Source organism: Wukongibacter baidiensis (genome assembly GCF_050888315.1).
Classification (GTDB): Bacteria; Bacillota; Clostridia; order Peptostreptococcales; family Caminicellaceae; genus Wukongibacter; species Wukongibacter baidiensis.
On sequence record NZ_CP138202.1, the window covers coordinates 5,898,721 to 5,914,939 of the forward strand.

Below are 16,219 nucleotides of genomic sequence, written 5' to 3' on the forward strand. Positions count from 1 at the left end.
ATAGTCTTAAAAGCCCTAGAGCCATACCACCAAAATATACTCTATTTTGAATGAGTAAATTAAGGATGATATTCGCATATGAAATTGTGCCAAGTTAAAATTATGCAATTTCCTCGATTATTAAAAGGTTAGTGAAATACGGTGTGCTGAAACTAACAGAGATAAGCAAAAAAGAAAATAGGATCGATGATGAGAAAAGAGATAGGATTAAAGGGTATAAATAAACCTGAAGATAATGGAAAAAGTCCATTATCCTCAGGTTAGTAGGTGATAGTTCTAGTAAAACTTTTATACGATAAATATAGCTTATATTTTCTTTAGTATTTCATATAGTGTTTTCAATTCTTCATCAGATAAATCAAGAGATACTTTCACTAGCTCTTTATCAGCATCTCTATGAGCCTGTCTACCTTCATCGGTTACGGTTATATATACAACTCGCTGATCTTCACTGCTTCTTTCCTTGAGAATGTATCCATTTTCCATCAACTTATTTAAAGATCTAGAAACATTTGGGCTCTCATCTACCATAAAACTTTTTATTTGATTAACCGTTAGTTGTCCTGAAGGTGAGTTTGATAATACATGGAGAATCTGTACCTGTGTCAATGACAAGTTCATATGTCTAATACTACGTATCATCTTTGCAGTTTGTTCCTGCGCAGTACACATAAGCAATCCTAATACTTTCTGATCTAAATCGATATCTGAATTAATAATTAAATCTTTATTCGCCATATTCAACCACACTTTCATATTCATTGATTTAATTATTATAGTATAATTCTTTATCAAATATGTCAACTTAGTCTAAACTTCATTGCTATGAAAATAAGTTTGAAGTAAGAATTTAGTGGTATATCTAAAATATGAAGCTAAATAGAGTATAATAGTTATTGGAAGAAATATATTGATATATGAATAAAGGTGAAATTTGTTATGAACGAACTATTTGGGAATGATAAGTTTAGGCCGTAGAGACTATAGCATAAAATAATGATTTGTTAAAAAGCTTGGAGGGGTTTTAGTGGTTGTACTAGTAGTTAGCGCAGTATTGATGAATGAAGATAAAATAGTTATGATACAAGAAGGAAAAGAAGAGATTTATGGAAAGTGGAGTATACCTTCTGGTAGATTAGAGATGAGTGAAAAAATAGTAGATGGAGCAATAAGAGAAGTAAGAGAAGAAACTGGGTTCGATATTAGAGTTACAGATTTAACTGGGATATATAACTTTACTAGTGAGTTTAGAAACCAAGTAGTAATAGTGAATTTCATTGGAGAGATAATAGGTGGAGACATCCAATATGATGGGACTGAAATAATTAATGCAAAATGGCTTACTTTAGATGAAATAGAAAATCTAAAGGATAGTGAACTAAGAAATCCTCAATTTATAAGAAAAATTATTGAAGATGTAAGAAATGAAAAAAGATTGCCGCTAGAAATAATACAGGATATTCTATAATAACGCAGTGAATAATATAAGATCTACAGCTATTACTTTGTGCAAATGGCTGTAGATTTTTTTATTGAAGAGAAATCTTACAGGAATGAGGGGTATGATAGCTATGAGTTATTATTTGGAAATTTTAGTATTGACTTGAATTACTTACAGATGTAGCATAGTATTGTAAGTTACACCTTTAAGGAATCAATGTGGGTACATATACTGAATAAGAAAAATAAGATATCAGGTTTATGGGGGGATAAAGAATGAAGAATTTTAGTGTAAAGAGTTTTGTATGTGGTCTGACAATCGGAGCAATTGGTATTACAACTGTATTTGCATCTGGAGGAATTAAATCAGCTAAATATGAGGATGTTAAGGTGTACTTTAATAGATCTATTATTCCTCTGAAAGACCCTATTGTTGCTGTTGTCAAGGACGGCGAGGATAAGGCAAAAATGTATATGCCCCTTGAGGAAATACTGAAGTATCTAGGCTATAAAGTGGAGCCGAATAGCTTAGATGGATCAATCAATATTTTAACAGAATCCTTTGGGACAACTAACAACGTCAGTCCAGTGATAGAGCAAATCCCAAATAGGACTAATAGTGATACTACAAGGAATGAAACAGACAAAAAGGCTTTAGAAATCATGCAAAAGACAGGAAATTGGAGCTACGTCGAGGATCTATTTCCTTCTATGACCTCCGGGGGTGTAGAAGAGGTGGTTGATTTATATATTAAAAAAACCGGTAACTACAAGCAGGCAGAGGCGGCTTTGCCATACATAAATAAGGATGGCTCTACTAAAAATGGTTCTAATAAGCCAAAAACACAGTCGGACTATGATGCCTTAGCTAGTGAAAAGATGGCAAAAACAGGAGATATATACAGTATAATGGTTTATTTGCCTCATATGAGTAAGGGGAAAATTGATACTGTAGTTAAGAGTTATATCGACAAAACTAATAAATTCAATTGTATTTATAGCATTCGTCAATATATGAGCACAGAAGGCATTGATAAAACTGTAAGGAGCTATGTTGATAGAACAGGAGATTATGGGACTGTCGCTGCTATTTTGCAGTTTATGAGTGCCGATGCAAGTGACTATGTAGCAAGAAAATACATAAACGAAGCAAAAAATCAAGAATATAAGCAATTCTTTAAACCGTACTTGAAAAAGGATTAGAAGTGCTATTGAGGTTTTTGAAGCTTATGAGTTCAAAATTTATGCGGTTTGGCTAGTACTGACCAAACCGCATAAACATTTCAATAATCGTAGAAATTAGTTATTTTGAGTCCATTTTATTCATAGCTTAATCCTAGAGGATCTTCACCATATTCGTTCGGCCCATCTGTTCCTTTTTTAAACAATAGGACAAGAGCAAAATAGATATTGTAAAGAGGAATTAGAAGAAACAAATAATGAATTCCAGGGCGTTCAATATCATGTAATCGTTGAATTGTAACACATAGTTGAAGAGCAAAAATCACAAGGCTAACCAAAAAATTCACCATAACAAGTAGCATACTTTCTGTATATATAGCTGTAAGCCTTAGAGGTATAGCTACAATTCCTACTAGCAATGGGATTAAAAAATACCTTGCACGATTTATACGGCCTTCAAAGGAAAAATATCTCTTAATATCCATGTTATCACCACCTTTTCTAAAAATTAGAGACTTGAATATTATAACATAATTCGCCATATTATGGAAGACTTATGATGAATTATACCAAATCTTGTAAAATCTTGAAGGAGAGAAAAGAGAGTGTATAGAATAATATGTAATTCGAGAGAGAAATTATAAAATAAAGATGGAGAATTAAATACTATTATAGGACTGGCTAGATATGGAGGGGTTATGATGCAAAGATTACTTTTAATTTTACTACTAACAATAATAGCCATTACTGGGTGTAGTACAGATAAAAAAAGCTCAGGGACTGAGTCACCCAATACCGATACCAAAACAGAAGTTAATATCGATAATACCCAAAACTCAGAGAAGGGTAATACCGAAACAAAGGAAAAGGAAGCAATACCTGAAGGAACTACCGTTGAGCACACAAATGACTATTTCTTTCCTCAAAGTGATAAAGTAAAGCTGACTCAAGAAGATATATATAATATTGAATCTGAAAAACTAGAGTTAGCTAGAAATGAAATCTATGCCAGAAGAGGATACATATTTAAAGCTGAAAGGTTCTCAAAGTATTTTAGCAAAAAAGAATGGTATAACCCAAGGGAAGATTTTAAAACAGCGGAATTAACTTCTATAGAAATGTATAATATAAAACTAATATCCTACTTTGAAAGTTTGAATGAGCCCTACGAAGCCAATAAAATAACTGTATCTGAAGAAATACGTAATATAGATATATTTCCTAGGGGCAAAGAAGTAAATGCAGATCTAAATGGTGATGGAATAGAAGAAAAGATACTATATAAGACTAATGGTGAAGATGCATCCTACGGTAATGCCTGTATACTTTTCGTTAACGAACAAGAAATAAAGCTAGAGGGAAGCAACTTTTTTGACTCATTTGCTATAGCCGACATAGACAAAACAGACAATATAAAGGAGATAGTTATTAGCGATGATGGTCCAAGTGGTGACCCTATATCCGAATTTTTCTATTATGATGGTAAAAAGACACAGAATATGGGAAGTACAGAGGGTCTATATGATTGTGGCATAAAAATAAGTGGTAAGGGCGTGTTTAGTGCAATCTCTAGAGCAGAGATATTACACACTTGGTGGTTTGAGAGATTGTACAAATTGGATTTAGACCATAAGATTATTGAAATAGAACAAGACGTATTGGACACCAACTATTCTGTTTTTCTAAAGAAACCATTAAAACTATATGTAAGTAGAGATAGTAACTCAGATTCTTTTACAATTAAGGAAGGAACAGTAGTAAACTTAGCAGGCACCGACAATAAAGAATGGTGCTTGATTAGAACAAAGGATGGTAAAAAAGGGTGGTTTGCCATTGAAAGCTTCGACGAAATAAAGGGATCAAATTTAAATGCTAGAGAATTCTTTATTGGGCTATGTTATGCGGATTAGATGTAAAACTCTTGGTATAAAACAATCCAATAAAGATTAGTGAATTTTATAAGAAAATGTAATATACGATGAGACCTTAATAAAAAAGATAGGGCAGAGAAGCTGAATTAGATTGATACATTCAACTTCTCTGCTCTGAATTTTTACTCCTAACATGTTTAATTAAATTATCTCCAAAAGCCGTTATCCTATAATATTCTCAGCAGGTATCTTCTCTTCGTCAATGGCTACCGTAGCACACATTTCTAGAGCTAAATCACAATATATCTTTTTACTTATTGTTGATACCCTTGCAGGTGGGTTTTTAGGAAAATATTCTCTATATACTGCATCCATTTCAGGAAAAATATCATCCGATGCTAAAAAGAATTGTGTCATTAAGACATCATCTAATGTAGCTCCCATCTCTTCAACCAATATCTTTACATTCTTTAAGATAACATGTGTCTGTTCTGCAACAGAACCATGTACTACATTTCCATCAAGATCAAGGCTCAACTGCCCGGAAATATATGCAATTCCGTTATGAATGACAGCTTGAGAATAACTAGGAGTTGGTGGAACGGCCTTTTTAGTATAAAAAATCTTCTTTTTCATTGTATCTACCTCCATTAACCTTAAATAGTAAGTTTAATAACCAGCGCTGATTCAATTGTATAATGTTACCGTCTTTTTAATGTCAAAAGAAAGGTGACTATGAGAAGAATTATTTTGTGATTTCCCTAGTTATTTAAAAAAAAGTTTAAAATCTACTGCCACCCTAAAAATAACGATTGATAAAATAAGTATTGCTTATGAAAAAAATATAATATAAAATATAGTTGATAATATCAACGTTTTCTGTAGGGGGATAATATGAACAGAGCTAACCAAATTAGAAAAGAACTTCGCATAATTGTTAGAGAATTAGGATTGTTGAACCGAAATAGTCTTAATTCAGGTATGACTTTAGTACAGGCACATATATTGAACTATTTAGTAGCAAATGGCGAAACTTCTTTTAATGAGCTTTTATTACAGTTAGGTTGTGATAAAGCATCTTTAAGCAGAACGATAAATAACTTGGTAACTAAAAATTATGTTGCATCGGAAAAACTTCAAAGTGATAAAAGGATGAAGAGTGTAAGTATAACTTCTACGGGGCTAGATGCAATTAAAAATGCAGAATATCAAGCAGAGAATTTTATTGAAGATATTTTGAGTATTGATCATAATGACTCCTCTTCAGAATTAGTTAATGCATTGAAAGCATTTAGAATACTGGCACTAAGAAAGAGTATTTTAGAATGCGACTCAAAGTTAATATTTGAAGAGCTAAAGCAAAACTATTATAAGAAGGCAATGAATCTAGTTTTAGAGACTTTTAATGGGGATCAAAACATACCTAAGGAACTAATTCCTATTTCTAAGGAATTAACTCCTATGTGGTGGTGTATAAGAATAGGAGAGGATGTTGTTGGCGTTGTAGCGTGTTGGATTGAAAATAGCGATTATCATCTTGGTAGGATTGCAGTTGATAAAGAATTTCGGAAAATGGGTATAGGAAAAAAGTTGATACTTAATTCCATTAAAGAAATTTTTGCAAATGGTGGAAACGAAATATACCTTGATGCAAGGGATGTAACAGTAAAAATAATTCAGCGAATAGGTGGAAAAATCATTGGCGATTCCGTAGAATTTTATGGTGATTCAGTTACACCTATGATATTAAAAAAATCTGATTTTCTTTTTTAAATAAATTAGCTTATAAATTGTAAACATATTATTCTTAAGGGCGGTTTTTGCTGAGATATCGGCGAAACCACCCTTTCTTTCTATCTTTTCCAATACCCATTTTGCTCATGGTTGTGACCTTAACTATTGAGTCTAACTTAGTTACATATATATAAGAAAACTGATAAAAGCAAATGGGCAAAGGAACCTTTTACTCACAAAAAAATAGTATTTAGATGTTGAGAATAATTATTTATTTATTGTTAAGGTGTACACGGGCTATAAAGGTCTATGTTATTCATTTATTATGAAGAAACCATTAATTTAATAAAAGAAATTAGATAATATTAGGAAAACATGCTGATTGAAATATTAATGGACAAGGTGTATAATGCTTTTAGAAAAGTTTCCTAAATATGGGGCTTATAGCTGGACTTGGCAGTGATATAGATTGATGCATAAATGAAGCAATAGGTTCTAAATACAAATTAAGGGGTGGAGAAAATGAAAAGAGTAATAAGTATACTTTTAATTCTAATTCTTTGTTCAAGTTCTAGTTTTGCAGATAGTTCTTTAACAATAGATATAGATGGTAAGGTATCGAGTATTGATGGAGGAATTACATTGATTCCTGCACAGGACATGTTTGAAGCACTAGGTGCGAAGGTAGAATGGAATAGATACGCAGGAGAATTTACAGCTATAAAGGACGATACAGAGATTAAGATTGATACCTATTCCAATTACATGACATTGAACGGCAGCAGAGTAGACTTAGATGAAGAAGTTAGGGTCATTGACGGTAGAGTATATGTATCTTTGGAAGCTATAACTAAGTCAATGAACGTAGAAATAGAAATGGACAATAAGCTACATGTAAAATCCGAAGAACAGATGGAAAGAGAGTATGAGAAAGAGGAAAAATCTCTATATAGAAAATATCCAAAATTATATAAAGCAATAGAAAAAATAATGAAAAAGCCCTTTGAGCAGAGCAGCATCATAAGCATGAAGATAGCTAACTGGAAAATTACAGATGATAATGATAAAGAATATTTTGAGGAACTTGTTAAAAATACACAAGAATTTGGGATCGACATAAAGAGTGATTCTAAAATTGACTATTTAAATAAAAAATTAGAGTCTGATACTTCAGTTAGCATAAAGCAATCATGGGATAAAGAAGAGAATGGACTTAAAGTCATAGTTTTAGATGGCATTGTTTACACAAAGCCAAAGGAAAATAAGGTAGAGGGCATGGTTTGGACAAAAGCAGAATTAGAAGAAGACAAATACTTTTCTAATAGAGATAAAATGATGAAAGAATTGGTGAAATTTAAGGATAACATTAAAAGAGGTAGAAGAAAGACAGATACCATATATACTATTGAAATTGATGATGGTATTCAGTTTGATGATGTAATAGATATTTTAGGTGAAGATAACGCAATCTATACACAACTAAAAGAGTCAAATGGAAGACCTAATATAAAAATAAAGGATTTTAAACTTGAATATATTATAGATGATGAAGGGAATCTGAAGAATAATGACTTATCAGTAATCTTGGAGGTTTCCGATGAAGAGGTTACAGTAGAATTCTTAGTGACACTTAAAGGTGAATACAAAAACATTGGGAGACCATTGGAAATTAGTATAGCAGGTGATGGTGAAGAAGAGTTAAAAAAGTCAATAGACTTAAAAACTTTACAGTTGAAAAAAGATGGAAAGGATATATCCTTGGATCTAGAAGCAATCGTTGTAGATAGTAAAATATTAGTTCCGGTAGAAAAGGTAACCGAGCTTTTAGAAGCTGAAGTTTCAGTCGATGAAGTTACTGGAGACATAAAAATTGAAAAGGGTAATTCCTATATTATAATAAGAAAGAATACAGATTTTGCTTTAGTAAATGGATTTGAGGTGCCAATGCCATTGTACCTTCAAGAAAGAGATGGAGTAAACTACGTACCTCTCTCATTTGTTGTATCAGAATTAGGAGGCGTGGCAATTATTGATTCTGAAAGATCTGAGATAAATATATTGTCGGTAGAAGCTGTAAAGAGGGATTTTGAAGATGAACAGAAGGAATTTGAGAAGAAATATCCGAAGTTATATCAAGCTTTAAAGAAATTAGAAAATGAGCCCTTTAAACAAAAATTTAATTTTATCGATAGGGTTGACAATATTAAGGTAGACGATAGAGAAAGCATAGATAGAGACGATTCACATCTTATAGAGTCAAAGATATATTATTTAGCCTCATATGATTTTCAAGGGCAGACTTATGATGAAGTAGATATTAAAAACAGAATTAGAAAGTCGCGCTATGAGGGTATTGCGGCGGGTGACTCAGAGGTATATAAATCAGAGTTTATAGTTATGGACAAAAAAGTATACCGTAAAGTGGAGAGCGGTGAAGGCTACGAAGCTTCTTGGATGTTATTTGGTTTAGAAAATGACGATAAATATTTTCAATTTATATATAATAGCATAAGCCTATTTATAAATGATATTATAGAAGAAAAGGTTGAAGATGGAACTAAATTTACAATAAGAATAGATTCCACCCATGAGAATAAGGCGGCACTTGAGAGATTTATTCACGATAAGACTACTGTTGTTCCCTATGGATTTTCGAAGGATGACTGTGAACTGAAAAATCTAGAAGTAAATTACTTAGTTGATAAGAACGGCGACATGAAATCTAGAGAAATTAAGTATTTAATACATGGTACTTATAAAACAATTCAAATGGATTTCAAGTCGGAAACGAAGGCGGAATATGAGGAAATAGGTAAGTCTCTTAAAATAGAAAAGCCAACAAACATTATAGAATAGAAGATAAGATAAGTATACTTTTTAGAACAAAGCCCCCTAGATGAACTTGTGTTTATTTAGGGGGCTTTATAAAATATTATTTTAAAAGTATGGGTAAAATGATTGCTGTCACTAAAGCCTAGATGCAATACAACCATGACGATGCAAGTAAAGAAATAGCAAAGGAAATTCATTTCCTTGGATACCCCAAAAACTTTGAGAAGCTCAAAACTACAGAAAAACCAAAAATATTTAGAAAATAGGAGTTGAATGTACTCCAATTGTGATAGTGAAAGTATTTAACCCAATGCATTATGAGTTCAAGAATAAGAAAAATTGCTGAGGATAAAAGTATATAATAAAACTTCCATGTCTCCTTTGATGGTGAAAAATATATAAGAAGTATGCCTCCTGCATATCCACTTATTAAATATAGTATAGGTAATCCTGATAATCTTGAGATTCCATAGCTATAGGAAAATGCTCCAAGCCTTATTAAGGTACTATCTATTAAATAGAGTATAATTACTGAAACTAGTCCAAAAGGAAATAAAGCTTTATGTTCACTCAATGGAACTAATATAAATAGTAGAATATAAGCAATAAGAGAAAAAACAACCCAACCCAAGAAAATTCCTCCAATAATATGGTGTAGTTATATAATATTGTTTCAAAAAAAGGATTAATTATTAATGGGTTGTTTTATAAAAGACAATTAATAATAGAATGCCAGCAAATAAAATTAGAAAAGGGGATATCTCAGAGAGATTTCTAATGAATTAAGCCTCTTGGTGTCTCAGAAATTCATTATCATGAGGCATCTTCTTTTTTGTTGATTAAACCAACACTATCAAGAGCAGTTATGATTTCTAAGACTCTTTTTGGGCTAAGACCCAGTTCCGTGAATTTATTATCTACCTCAAGATATTTCTTTCCGATTTCTTGAAGTTTTATGTCTTCCACAAATACTAATTCCTTTCTGCCAGTTCTCCCAACTAAGTAGTCAATTGATGTATCAAAATAATCAGCTAGTAAATAAAGATTTTCAAGGCTTGGAAAGCTCTTACCCTTTTCATAGTTCGAAATAGTGTTTTGCGGAATGTTTATTATTCCTCCAAGGTCATGTTGAGTTAAGAAAAATTTTTCTCTTAAATCCTTTAATCGTTCACCTAAAATTGTCTTATCAATGTCATCGTATCCTAATAAGTATTGTGGAGTTACCTTAAAGTATTTAGCAAGTTTGTTTAACAAAGAATAAGTAGGTGGCCTTCTATTATTTTCACAAAAGTATATGGCTGCTTCACTAACAGAAAACATATCACCTAATTCAGTTTGAGTTAACCCCTTTTCTTCTCTCAATTTTTTTAACTTATCACCAAATTTCATAATAGCATCTCCTCGCTTGTAAAATAATTGAAAATAATACCTTTTTAGGAAATTGTATCAAAAATCCTATAAAAATCAAGAGAAAGATTATAATACTAGGTGTAATTAGGAAAGAAGTAATAGCTGATATAGGACTATTTAAAGGAGATATCATAAGAAAAGTCTATAAAAAATAGAAAAGTAGTAATAGCCTCAATTGTTTGATATGACAGGAATTCGCCAGTCATATTAACACTCTTATTATTATTTAAAATAGAACTATAAGAAAATAGGTCATAAACTTCCTAGTTTCTTATAGTTTTTGTAAAAAATATAAGAAGAGTAGAATTTATAGTAGTCAATAGTGAAAATAACTACTGTGTCTCTTTACGATCTTTCAATACTGGAATTAACATGATAATGGTAACAAGTACTGCTGACCCATCAGCTATCGGTGTTGAAAGCCATACTCCTGTGAGTCCTAATACTCTTGGTAGTAAAAGTACAATAGGAATTAAGAAAATAAACTGTCTTGCAGCACTGAGAAATAGAGCTTTTTTAACTTGAGCTACAGATTGGAAGTAGGCTGTTCCAAGTAAATTAATACTTAATAGCGGTAACATAAGGTTAAACAAACGAACTCCGTTAATTGCTATAGACATAGTTGATGAATTTGGGTCTATAAAGAGCTGCATAAATATAGCCGGAAAAGCTTCTAATAATATAAATACCACTATAGAAAATAAAACTGCTATAAGCATACCAATAATTAATGTTTTTTTAACCCTATCTTTCAAATTTGCACCATGATTATAACCAATTATAGGCTGCATACCTTGCTGAATTCCCATAACGGGCATAATGAACATACTATAGAGGCTATTTACCCCTCCCATTGCTGTAATTGCAGCATTGCCACCGTATTTTCCTAATGATACATTAAGGAGTATCATAGCAATACTAGAGCCGATTGGAGTAATAAATGAGGCAGCACCTATACTTACTATATCCTTAATCAATTTAAGGTCTGGTATTAAGTCTTTGGCAATAATTCTAAGAATACTTTTACTTTGTGAATAATAGATGCCTAATATTAAAAGACCAGAGAATTGACCAATAATAGTTGCAATAGCGGCTCCTTTAACCCCCCATCCCCAAATAGCAATAAAGATATAGTCCAGGGCTATATTAGTTACAGCAGATGCTACCATGGATATCATCGCTAATCTAGGCCGTCCCTCTGTTCTAACAGCACTTGCAAGAGCAAAGGAAACAAGTTGAAATACAACACCAATAAAAACAATATTCATATAGTCTGTTGAATATGGAAGAATATTCTTATCTGCTCCCAGTAGTGTTAGTAGACCTTCTAGATTCAAATAACCACCCATAGTTACCAGTAATCCCACAATAGCTGTCATGCTGAGCATATTACTAAAAATATGATTTGCACTTTTTTGATCACTTTCACCAAGCTTAATTGAAATCAAAGCAGTACCACCTATACCAACTAAACTAGCAAATGCAAAGATTAATATCATTATGGGAAAAGAAACCGTAAGGCCAGCTAAAGCATTTTCTCCTGCAAACTTTCCAATATAAATTCTATCCACTATATTATAAACGGCATTAACCATATTAGCTATAATTGCTGGTATAGAATACTGTGCTAAAAGTTTTGTTATAGACTCTTGTCCTAATTTAGATGTATTATTCATATTGTCACCTCACTGAAAGTAATTAGATTTCTAACGATTTAAATAGTAACATACAGAAAAATAAATGTCAACAAGTTAGATTTATAACTAATTGACATTTCTGTTATTCATTGCTATAATGTTATTAATATAACCAAAACTTTTAGTTTATATCGTTTCAGCGGGGGTTGAAATGGGAAAGTTAATCTTGAGATATACGAGAAGAGGTGATTAAAGGTGATAGAAAAGGATAAAACACTTCAAAGTATCCTTAATATTTTTCCTATGATTACGGAAACTTTTTTTGAAAACTTTCTAGTATCATCGGATATGTTAAAGGATCTTAATACCACCCACACAAAAACACTTATGACTCTTAAATATGAAGGCGGTTCTACTATGAGTGAAATTAGCCGTAAAATAGAGTTGGAAAAGGGGTCCTTTACTCCAGTTGCAAATAAGCTTATAAAATTGGGCTATATTGAAAAGGTACAATCAGTTGAGGATAGACGCAAGAGCATGCTGAGATTAACTGAATTGGGACATTCATTTGCAGATAGATTTCAAAAAGAACATACAGAATATATTTATAGTCAGCTTGACAAGCTATCTGAAGCAGAGCAGGATGCCTACTTAGCAGCTATCAATCTAGTGCTAAGTCTATCGAGGAAGATGTTAGAGCAAAAATGAAGCATAAATAAGGTGCTAAACTATAGACAAAACTTTTAAAGAGAATCCGTTTTGGATTCTCTTCAGATTGTTTACAAAGTTAACAAGATGATTCAATTGCCAAAAAGATTTCGGGGAGAATTAATATGAAAAAGTCAAAAATAAAGGTTTTAGGTATTATTTTTCTGGCTGTGACAGCTATATTTTTAGTATCATGGGGACGAAACGCTGGAAAGTATATCGGTGAAAGTAAGAATAATCAACACAACTCTTATACAGAAGGGGGAGGAAACTCTATTTCTAATGTTAACATTTCTCGAAACGAAAATGAAGATTATGAAATAATAGATTCGCTTCCAAAACCTATCTCAAAAGAAGAACGTGCAAGGTCTATTTTATCTACTATGACCTTAGAAGATAAAATAGGACAAATGTTCTTTGTGCGCTGTCCACAATCAGAGGCAGTAGAAAAAATAGTTCAATATAACTTTGGGGGATACATTTTGTTTGCTGAAGATTTTAAAGATAGTTCTAGAGAACAGGTTTTGAAAAATACCCAGAGCTATCAAAAGGCCTCAAAGATACCAATGATAATAGGTGTTGATGAAGAAGGGGGTACTGTAAATCGGATCAGTAAATACCCTCAATTTAGAAGTACGCCTTTTTCTGCCCCTCAGAGTTTATACAAAGAAGGGGGATTTGAACTGATCGCCAGTGATACAGAGGAAAAGGCTAAACTGTTGAAATCCTTAGGTGTTAATTTAAATATGGCTCCAGTCTGTGACGTATCAGAAGATGAAAATAATTTTATATATAAACGTACCTTTGGTAAGGATGCTAAAGAAACCTCTGAATATGTACAGGTGGTTACTGAAACCATGAAAAAGGAGAAACTAGGAGCTGTGCTCAAACATTTTCCCGGTTATGGCAATAACGTGGATACCCATAAGGGTATAGCCTATGATATGCGTGATTATGCGACATTTATAACATCTGATTTTTTACCCTTTAAAGCAGGGATTGAAGCGGGTGCAGGGGCAGTTTTGGTATCCCATAATATAATTGCCAGTATGGACAAGGAAAAGCCTGCATCACTTTCTCAAAATGTTCATCGTATCTTAAGAGAAGAATTGCAGTTTAAGGGTGTTATTATGACCGATGACCTTGTTATGGATGGTATTCGTAAATTTACAGGAGAAAGGGAAGCTGCTGTTATGGCTGTATTGAGCGGTAATGATATGCTATGTGCTACAAACTTTGAAACACAAATTCCTGCTGTTATTTCAGCCGTAAACAATGGCGAAATTCCTATTGAACAGATTGATGCTTCGGTATTGAGGATTTTGCTGTGGAAAATAGATATAGGGGTCATTGAATAAATTTATTTCAAACTGGGTAAACATCCTATAAAGGAGGTTTACAAATGAAAATAGTCGCGTATTTGATGTTATCTGGCAATTGTGAAGAAGCTTTGAATTTCTATAAAGAAGTATTAAATGGAGAAATAGTTTTTCTACAACGTTATAAAGATGCAGTAGGAATGCCCGTAGCTGATGAAGATAAAGAGAAGGTTCTTCATGCTCAGCTTGAATTTGGTGAAAACAAGCTTTATTTCTCTGATTCTAACAAACACCAACCACTTAAGGTAGGAAACAATGTTTCATTAACCCTTGAATTTGAAGATGAAGGAGAGCAGCAGCGTGTATTTGATTTGTTAGCAAAGGATGGTCAGGTACAAATGCCTTTAGAAGATCAATTCTGGGGAGCAAAATTTGGATCAGTTATTGATAAATTTGGTTTCTATTGGAGCTTGAACTGCAATAAGTAATCCTATACATCTAAGGCTATGAATAACTTTAGAGTAAACAAAAACCGCCCACTAAGATATCATATCTTATTGGGTGGTTTTTTACAGGAAATTAATAGTTCTTGAAATTGAGTCTCATTTATGATAGACTTTCACTGTTGTCTCAATTTAGAAGGGACTCATTTTGATGAGCATAAAGGGTACAAGTTATCTGAAAACGCTTTCTGAAAGATGAGAAAATTTGAGTTGAGCTAAAAGACATCTTAGTATAGACGGAGGGAAAAAGAAATGACAAATTTATTAAAGCAATGGAACAAATTAAGTTTGGTCAAACGAATTATTATAGGTTTGATCACCGGTCTTATTTTAGCTATTTTAGTTCCTGATGTAGCAAAACCAATCGGAATTTTCGGTTCATTATTTGTTGGTGGATTAAAGGCGGTTGCACCTATACTGGTATTCTTCTTAGTAATGTCTGCTATATCTCAGCATAAGAGTGGACAAAAAACCAATATGAAATCAATCGTTGGTCTGTATCTTTTAGGAACATTTTTAGCAGGACTTGTTGCCGTTGTAGCAAGCTTTATTTTCCCAGTAACATTAAAACTTGGAGCAGGTATTGACAGTATATCGCCTCCAGGAGGAGTTGTTGAAGTATTAAAAACATTACTTCTAAATGTGGTTGATAATCCAGTAAAAGCTCTTTTCAATGCTAACTACATTGGTATCTTAGCTTGGGCATTACTTTTCGGTCTTGCACTAAAAAATGTACCTGATACTACAAAGACAATGATTAGCAATTTCTCAGATGCATTATCTCAAATTGTAAGATGGGTAATCAACTTTGCACCACTTGGTATTATGGGGCTAGTAGCTGACACAATAGCTACAAATGGTACTGAAGCTTTACTAGACTACGGAAAATTACTTGTTTTATTAGTTGGTTGTATGGGCTTTGTGGCACTTGTAGTAAATCCAATCATTACATTTATTATGATTCGCCAAAATCCATATCCACTGGTATTTAAATGCTTAAAGGATAGTGGTATTACAGCATTCTTTACACGTAGTTCAGCGGCAAATATTCCAGTAAATATGAATCTGTGTGAAGAACTAGGTTTAGATAAGGATAACTATTCAGTATCAATTCCACTTGGAGCTACTGTTAATATGGCTGGTGCTGCGATTACAATCTCTGTACTAACACTAGCAGCAGTTAATACACTAGGTATTAACGTAGATATTGGTACAGCATTAATCCTAAGCTTACTTTCAGCTATAAGTGCTTGTGGAGCTTCTGGAGTAGCTGGTGGTTCATTACTATTGATTCCTCTTGCTTGTAGTTTATTTGGTATTCCAAATGACGTAGCAATGCAGGTAGTTGGTGTAGGTTTCGTTGTAGGTGTTATCCAAGACTCTTGTGAAACTGCACTTAACTCTTCAACAGATGCACTGTTCACTGCTGTTTCAGAATTTGCAGAGTGGAGAAAAGAAGGAAAGAAAATCGTTATTACTAATAATAAAAGAAAAGCTGCTTAGAATATATAATAAGGCCCTCTGTTGTAGTTATAAAACTATGATAGAGGGCTTGATTTTTAGTGATTCTTAAAAAAGTTGCA

The 16,219-nt window shown here is 32.7% G+C and carries 14 protein-coding genes; 9 read left to right on the forward strand and 5 right to left on the reverse strand.

The window, feature by feature from the left end:
• Positions 1-306 precede the first annotated feature (306 nt).
• Positions 307-738, reverse strand: coding sequence for a MarR family winged helix-turn-helix transcriptional regulator (locus R9X47_RS26990; protein WP_432664155.1), 432 nt, complete (start codon positions 736-738; stop codon positions 307-309).
• 289 nt (positions 739-1,027) lie between these two features.
• Between R9X47_RS26990 and R9X47_RS26995 the strand changes: the two genes are divergently transcribed.
• Both R9X47_RS26995 and R9X47_RS27000 read left to right on the forward strand, forming a co-directional pair.
• Positions 1,028-1,468, forward strand: a complete 441-nt coding sequence (locus R9X47_RS26995; protein WP_432664156.1) for an NUDIX domain-containing protein — start codon at positions 1,028-1,030, stop codon at positions 1,466-1,468.
• Positions 1,469-1,716: 248 nt separating this feature from the next.
• Positions 1,717-2,643, forward strand: a complete 927-nt coding sequence (locus R9X47_RS27000) for a hypothetical protein (protein ID WP_432664157.1) — start codon at positions 1,717-1,719, stop codon at positions 2,641-2,643.
• A 116-nt stretch (positions 2,644-2,759) separates the two neighbouring features.
• Here the strand turns inward: R9X47_RS27000 and R9X47_RS27005 are convergent, their stop codons facing one another.
• The gene (locus tag R9X47_RS27005) at positions 2,760-3,107 is read right to left on the reverse strand and encodes a DUF805 domain-containing protein (protein ID WP_432664158.1); all 348 of its coding nucleotides are present in this window, start codon (positions 3,105-3,107) and stop codon (positions 2,760-2,762) included.
• Positions 3,108-3,320: 213 nt separating this feature from the next.
• On the opposite strand from R9X47_RS27005, the gene R9X47_RS27010 reads away from it, so the two are divergent.
• Positions 3,321-4,532, forward strand: coding sequence for a YARHG domain-containing protein (locus tag R9X47_RS27010; protein ID WP_432664159.1), 1,212 nt, complete (start codon positions 3,321-3,323; stop codon positions 4,530-4,532).
• A gap of 183 nt (positions 4,533-4,715) precedes the next feature.
• Here the strand turns inward: R9X47_RS27010 and R9X47_RS27015 are convergent, their stop codons facing one another.
• Positions 4,716-5,129 carry a RidA family protein gene (locus R9X47_RS27015; RefSeq protein WP_432664160.1) on the reverse strand — a complete coding sequence of 138 codons (414 nt, stop codon included), beginning with the start codon at positions 5,127-5,129 and terminating at the stop codon, positions 4,716-4,718.
• A 258-nt stretch (positions 5,130-5,387) separates the two neighbouring features.
• Between R9X47_RS27015 and R9X47_RS27020 the strand changes: the two genes are divergently transcribed.
• Together R9X47_RS27020 and R9X47_RS27025 are read left to right on the forward strand one after the other, a co-directional pair.
• Positions 5,388-6,266, forward strand: coding sequence for a GNAT family N-acetyltransferase (locus R9X47_RS27020; RefSeq protein WP_432664161.1), 879 nt, complete (start codon positions 5,388-5,390; stop codon positions 6,264-6,266).
• A 483-nt stretch (positions 6,267-6,749) separates the two neighbouring features.
• A complete protein-coding gene (locus R9X47_RS27025) occupies positions 6,750-9,083 on the forward strand; it encodes a copper amine oxidase N-terminal domain-containing protein (protein ID WP_432664162.1) in 2,334 nt (777 codons plus the stop codon).
• 789 nt (positions 9,084-9,872) lie between these two features.
• Here the strand turns inward: R9X47_RS27025 and R9X47_RS27030 are convergent.
• Both R9X47_RS27030 and R9X47_RS27035 read right to left on the reverse strand, forming a co-directional pair.
• On the reverse strand, positions 9,873-10,448 hold the full coding sequence (locus R9X47_RS27030) for a helix-turn-helix domain-containing protein (RefSeq protein ID WP_432664163.1): 576 nt from the start codon (positions 10,446-10,448) through the stop codon (positions 9,873-9,875).
• Positions 10,449-10,801: 353 nt separating this feature from the next.
• Positions 10,802-12,145 (reverse strand): MATE family efflux transporter, encoded by a 1,344-nt coding sequence (locus tag R9X47_RS27035; RefSeq protein ID WP_432664164.1) that lies wholly within the window; start codon positions 12,143-12,145, stop codon positions 10,802-10,804.
• A 216-nt stretch (positions 12,146-12,361) separates the two neighbouring features.
• On the opposite strand from R9X47_RS27035, the gene R9X47_RS27040 reads away from it, so the two are divergent.
• The 4 genes from R9X47_RS27040 (at position 12,362) to sstT (ending at position 16,139) form a co-directional block, all read left to right on the forward strand.
• The gene (locus tag R9X47_RS27040; protein WP_432664165.1) at positions 12,362-12,814 is read left to right on the forward strand and encodes a MarR family winged helix-turn-helix transcriptional regulator; all 453 of its coding nucleotides are present in this window, start codon (positions 12,362-12,364) and stop codon (positions 12,812-12,814) included.
• A gap of 125 nt (positions 12,815-12,939) precedes the next feature.
• Positions 12,940-14,172, forward strand: coding sequence for a glycoside hydrolase family 3 protein (locus R9X47_RS27045; protein ID WP_432664166.1), 1,233 nt, complete (start codon positions 12,940-12,942; stop codon positions 14,170-14,172).
• A 44-nt stretch (positions 14,173-14,216) separates the two neighbouring features.
• Complete coding sequence (locus R9X47_RS27050) at positions 14,217-14,621, forward strand: VOC family protein (RefSeq protein WP_432664167.1); 405 nt, start codon at positions 14,217-14,219, stop codon at positions 14,619-14,621.
• A 267-nt stretch (positions 14,622-14,888) separates the two neighbouring features.
• A complete protein-coding gene (gene sstT / locus R9X47_RS27055) occupies positions 14,889-16,139 on the forward strand; it encodes a serine/threonine transporter SstT (protein WP_432664168.1) in 1,251 nt (416 codons plus the stop codon).
• Positions 16,140-16,219: the final 80 nt, after the last annotated feature.

What these genes read in the sequence shown, in the direction of transcription:
- R9X47_RS27010 (WP_432664159.1), top strand. Translation starts at nt 3,321, where the DNA reads ATGATGCAAAGATTACTTTTAATTTTACTACTAACAATAATAGCCATT.
- R9X47_RS27045 (WP_432664166.1), top strand. Translation starts at nt 12,940, where the DNA reads ATGAAAAAGTCAAAAATAAAGGTTTTAGGTATTATTTTTCTGGCTGTG.
- R9X47_RS27000 (WP_432664157.1), top strand. Translation starts at nt 1,717, where the DNA reads ATGAAGAATTTTAGTGTAAAGAGTTTTGTATGTGGTCTGACAATCGGA.
- R9X47_RS27025 (WP_432664162.1), top strand. Translation starts at nt 6,750, where the DNA reads ATGAAAAGAGTAATAAGTATACTTTTAATTCTAATTCTTTGTTCAAGT.
- R9X47_RS27005 (WP_432664158.1), bottom strand. Translation starts at nt 3,107, where the DNA reads ATGGATATTAAGAGATATTTTTCCTTTGAAGGCCGTATAAATCGTGCA.
- R9X47_RS27020 (WP_432664161.1), top strand. Translation starts at nt 5,388, where the DNA reads ATGAACAGAGCTAACCAAATTAGAAAAGAACTTCGCATAATTGTTAGA.
- R9X47_RS27050 (WP_432664167.1), top strand. Translation starts at nt 14,217, where the DNA reads ATGAAAATAGTCGCGTATTTGATGTTATCTGGCAATTGTGAAGAAGCT.
- sstT (WP_432664168.1), top strand. Translation starts at nt 14,889, where the DNA reads ATGACAAATTTATTAAAGCAATGGAACAAATTAAGTTTGGTCAAACGA.
- R9X47_RS27015 (WP_432664160.1), bottom strand. Translation starts at nt 5,129, where the DNA reads ATGAAAAAGAAGATTTTTTATACTAAAAAGGCCGTTCCACCAACTCCT.
- R9X47_RS27030 (WP_432664163.1), bottom strand. Translation starts at nt 10,448, where the DNA reads ATGAAATTTGGTGATAAGTTAAAAAAATTGAGAGAAGAAAAGGGGTTA.
- R9X47_RS27035 (WP_432664164.1), bottom strand. Translation starts at nt 12,145, where the DNA reads ATGAATAATACATCTAAATTAGGACAAGAGTCTATAACAAAACTTTTA.
- R9X47_RS26990 (WP_432664155.1), bottom strand. Translation starts at nt 738, where the DNA reads ATGGCGAATAAAGATTTAATTATTAATTCAGATATCGATTTAGATCAG.